Annotated in this window: 3 protein-coding genes; 1 reads left to right on the top strand and 2 read right to left on the bottom strand. The window is 55.8% G+C overall.

The features are described from left to right. Positions 1 to 36: 36 nt before the first annotated feature. Both NW856_RS09235 and NW856_RS09230 read right to left on the bottom strand, forming a co-directional pair. Positions 37 to 1,623 (bottom strand): ArnT family glycosyltransferase, encoded by a 1,587-nt coding sequence (locus NW856_RS09235; protein ID WP_414399931.1) that lies wholly within the window; start codon positions 1,621 to 1,623, stop codon positions 37 to 39. 75 nt (positions 1,624 to 1,698) lie between these two features. After that, positions 1,699 to 2,550 carry a hypothetical protein gene (locus tag NW856_RS09230; RefSeq protein WP_414388112.1) on the bottom strand — a complete coding sequence of 284 codons (852 nt, stop codon included), beginning with the start codon at positions 2,548 to 2,550 and terminating at the stop codon, positions 1,699 to 1,701. 650 nt (positions 2,551 to 3,200) lie between these two features. Here NW856_RS09230 and NW856_RS09225 point away from each other — a divergent pair. Further along, positions 3,201 to 4,128, top strand: a 928-nt coding sequence (locus NW856_RS09225; protein ID WP_414399930.1) for a penicillin-binding transpeptidase domain-containing protein, incomplete at its 3' end; no start/stop codon positions are given.

Genomic DNA, 4,128 nt, shown 5'->3' with positions numbered 1-4,128 from the left:
GTTCAGGGTTTTGGGGGTTAGAGGCATGCTCTGCTGTTATTGCAGACGGGAATAAGGGCGGGGATAGGGCTTGCGCATCTGTCGAGCCAGGTACACCTGAAAGGTTTGCGCCACCGCCCCTGCCCGCACCAGGGGAACCTCGGCCACAGGCTCGATTTGGGCAAAGTAGTCGCCATAGGTGGCTGGGATCCCTGCCCTCGGCTGGAACAGCTTGGAAGTGATGAGCAGCCCATCCTGCCCCAGCCAATCCTGCGGCTGCGACCAAAAGGCAAAGCCCCGCAAATCTGCATCCAGGCAGGTCAGAGGCTTGTCCGTCAGCGGAGCCAGGGCCATGGCGATCTGACCGCCCAAAAAATAGGCATTGGTAAAAACGAACTCTGCCTCCTCAAGGGCTTGAGCCAGGTGGGGATCCGTCCGAAAGCGCTGCCGCAACTGCTCAATTTCAATGAGCTGAGTAGAGGGATCCCTCTCCACGGGCCATAGGCCCAGCCCGCCAGGAGCCTGCAGCAGGCCATAGCGCACATGGGCCAGCCCCACCCCCACCACCAAGCTGACCATCACCGCCGTCCCCACTAAGGTTCGCTTCGCTCCCGGCCACCGTTCCCAGAAGGATCCCAGCAGCAGCGTCAGCACCCAAAACCCCGGCATGGGCCAGGTGGGCAAGATGGGCCGGTAGCCTCCCATCAAGGTAAAGGCCAACACCAGCGGTAATCCACAGGCCAGGATCAAAAGGTGCTTGAGCTCTTCATCCGTCAGCCGCATCCCGCGGAGAATCTGCAGGGCCACCCGACCCGTCCCTGCCAAACTCGCCCACCCCAAAGGGATCCCCAAGCTGGGGAACAGGTAAAAGATTTCAGAAAGGATCGTCAGCCCCAGCGCTTGCAGTTGATACCCTGCCTCCGGCACCGCCCGCCCCGCCTGAAAGCGAAAGGAGACCCAATCCTGCTGGGCGTTCCAGATCAGCACCGGGCTGAAGGCCAGCACAAAACCCAGCACCGCCAGCACCGTCCAGCCCGACCTCAAGGCACAGCGATGAACTGGGCTGAGCAGACAAAAGAGTACCAGGCCGAACCCCAAAGCCAAGCCGTGGTATTTCCCCAAGCAGGCCAGCCCCACCAAGAGACCTATGAGCGCTAGCCTAGGCCCTGGCCGATAGCGAGCCGCCCCATAGACTCCCAATTTCCCCTGCCCCAAAGGCACCGGGAAAAACTCCTGGCTGGCCACCCATAGGGTTGCTGCCGTAAAAAAGATCAGCGGACTATCCGGCAGGGTCAGCACCCCAAACCCAATCCAAAGGATCGGCGCGATGCTGATAGCCGCCAAGCTGATCAGTCCCGCCCGAACAGAGAAAAGGCGCGCTCCGGTGTAGTAGAGGAATAGGGAAGAGCCACAATACAGCAGCAGGGATCCCAGTCGAATAGAAAAAGCCGACACCTGGCCGGTCAAGGCAGGCCCCAAGCCCGTTGTCCAGGCCACCAGCGGCGGATGGTCAAAATAGCTCCAATCCAGATGGCGGGTGTAGAGGTAGTAGTAGGCTTCGTCAAAGCCCGGCGGCAAAAGGGCAGCCACCAGGCCCCGCATGAACAAGCCCAACCCCAGGATTAGCCAAACCGCTCTAGGCAATGGAGGGGATCCCTATGGGCAGATGGACAGATCTAACTTACCTTGAATACCTCTCGGGGCTACGTCCCTCTAGTATTATGATTTTGCCTCCGGCAAAATGACCGGACACCCCAAAAATTGACCCAGCTTCTCGGCCTCTGCCCGCGCCTCTGGTTCCTTATCAGTGTAGCAGACTGACAGCAAAGGTTTCCGCGATTGCAATTTCACTTCTACCGAAAAGAATTCAACAAAATTCCTTTTGGCCTGAACCAAAATCTGCTGTACATCTCCAAAGGAATAAGTTTTCCGCCCTAGCGACCCAAAAGGAGTAAGGTGCTCCTCTTGGATTTGGTACCTAGAGCGGTCAAACGTTAGACGGCGACACCAAAAAGACACCTTCAGCATGAGAGCTCCTACCCAAAGAAGTAGAGCCAGAAATAGCCCTGGAAGGAGAGAATACAAGATCGCAAACACTAACTCCAGTAAGTGAAATCTATCGATATCTATCAAGAGCCGACTCTCTGTACTGTTCACAAAAGAATCAACGCGCCTTGCCAATTCCTGAGCTTCACTTTCACCAAAGGCCAACCAGGCTGGGGTTTCCCCTGTAGGCTTTTCCAGCGTGACATAGTAGCGCTCAGTCCTTTCTCCGTCGTCATCCTCCACAATTTCAGTTTTGACTGCAGCTCCTCTTACATCTATGTGAAGTGTAGTTTGGCTCGGCAAAGGTAGAAACGGCTGGAAAGACACTTCACAATTAACCGTAGACTGGTCAACTCGAAAACAAGTGAAACGGCGCTCACCCTGGGAAGACCAGATCGAAGATAAAGCCATAAAAAGGATGAACGCAAAGAAACAGATAAAAACAAAAGTAGCAAGAGACCCAAGGAAACCTACAGAAGACTCTTGGTACACGCGCTTGTTGGGGCTCTCCTCCACGCATTTCATAGACTCAACTCCGGGAAAGCTGGATTTGTTTAGATTATGGCTTGCTAGTCTGCCGGTCGTCTGTTTCCGAGAATACGAAGCGTTTAAAAAATTATGAAAAGCAGTAAGTCCTCCGGTTTTCGCTGTGCTGTATTCAACTTCCCCTCTCTCCAACCAGGAGCGGAAATTGAGTGGCTGACTGCACGAGGCGCCGGGAAGAGGTTTTAAATCAAGCAAGTTAAAGGTTTGAGCTGTTGAATGTACGCAAGTGAGTTGGGTTTTTCATATCCTCCCAGTTTCTTTTGAATGTGATTTAAAACTGCGGATCCAAGTGCGAAAAGTCTGAGGATTTGCCCGCACCTAATTCATGTTCTGAGGTATTATGTTATCTCCAATACCTCTAAAATGTCCTGGCTGCTTTTCGGGATCCCAAGGTCTCTTCCAAAAGCTGTGGGGTGGCATAACAGAGGGATGAGCGCCAAACTAGCGGTGGTGCTCATGTGAGGATTGCAATGGAAGGCAGACCTAGGGCTAGGGTAGGGCGGCCTGTGCCGAAATCTCTGGAGACAAGGCAAAATGGCCGGCAACTTGCTCAACGGCGCCGACGCAGAGGTTCTTGGATCCCTTCACCGCGAAGCTCTAGGCAGTGGGGAACAGCGCTGGGATGGCTCTTGGGGGAGCGGATCCCGACGGCCCGCCAGCTTGACTTTCGCGCCGGCATGACCGGACTGGCTTTGATCATCGCCCTATTTGTAACAGGAGCACGTCTGGTTTATTTGCAACATCAACAGGCACCCCTATTGCAGCAGCGAGCCGAAGCCCAGCAGCGAGCCCAGCTAAGACCTTTCATTCCTCGTCGCTCAATTGTGGATCGTCATTCTATTGCCAAGCAGCAGGCAGAATTGCTGGCCGTAGATCGCCCTGTCTACACCCTCTGGGCCCATCCCCGTCTCTTCGGCAAACGCACCCCGGAGGAAATGGCCACTGCCCTTGCTCCCCTGTTGCGGCGTCCGGTGGAGCAACTGACGCAGCGGCTGTCGGTTAATCATGCGGTGCGGGTGGAGCGCTGGGTATCCCAGGAGGTGGCGGATCAAATTCAGGCTCTGCATCTGGATGGCCTGGAGCTGGTGAGCGAGCGGCAACGCATTTACCCCCAAAAAGAGATGGCCGCCGAGGTGGTGGGCTATGTAGATCTGGATCATCAGGGCCAAGCGGGAGTGGAATATTCCCGGCAAGAGCTGCTGGAGCGTACTGTTCAGCCTGTTACCATTCCTCGCGATGGCTACGGACGACTGTTGGCTGCCGAGGTGCCGGAAGGGCTGCTGCAATCCCGCGAGACGGTGCTGCAACTTACCCTAGATATGCGCCTGCAAAGAGCTGCCCGCGCTGCCCTGAAAGTGCAACTGGAGCGGTTTCGAGCCCTGCGGGGCACGGTGATTGTCCTCCAGCCACAGACAGGGGAAATCCTGGCGCTGGTGAGCGAGCCCACCTACGATCCCAACCGCTACTTCGAGTATGACCCCGGTCTTTTTCGCAACTGGGCCGTAACGGATTTGTATGAGCCGGGATCCACCTTCAAGCCCATCAACATTGCCATTG

This window comes from Synechococcus sp. R3-13, assembly GCF_047462195.1.
In the GTDB taxonomy this organism is placed as follows: domain Bacteria; phylum Cyanobacteriota; class Cyanobacteriia; order Thermostichales; family Thermostichaceae; genus Thermostichus.
The sequence above is the reverse complement of the archived record's forward strand: the minus strand, read 5'-3'. Positions and strand labels throughout refer to the sequence as shown.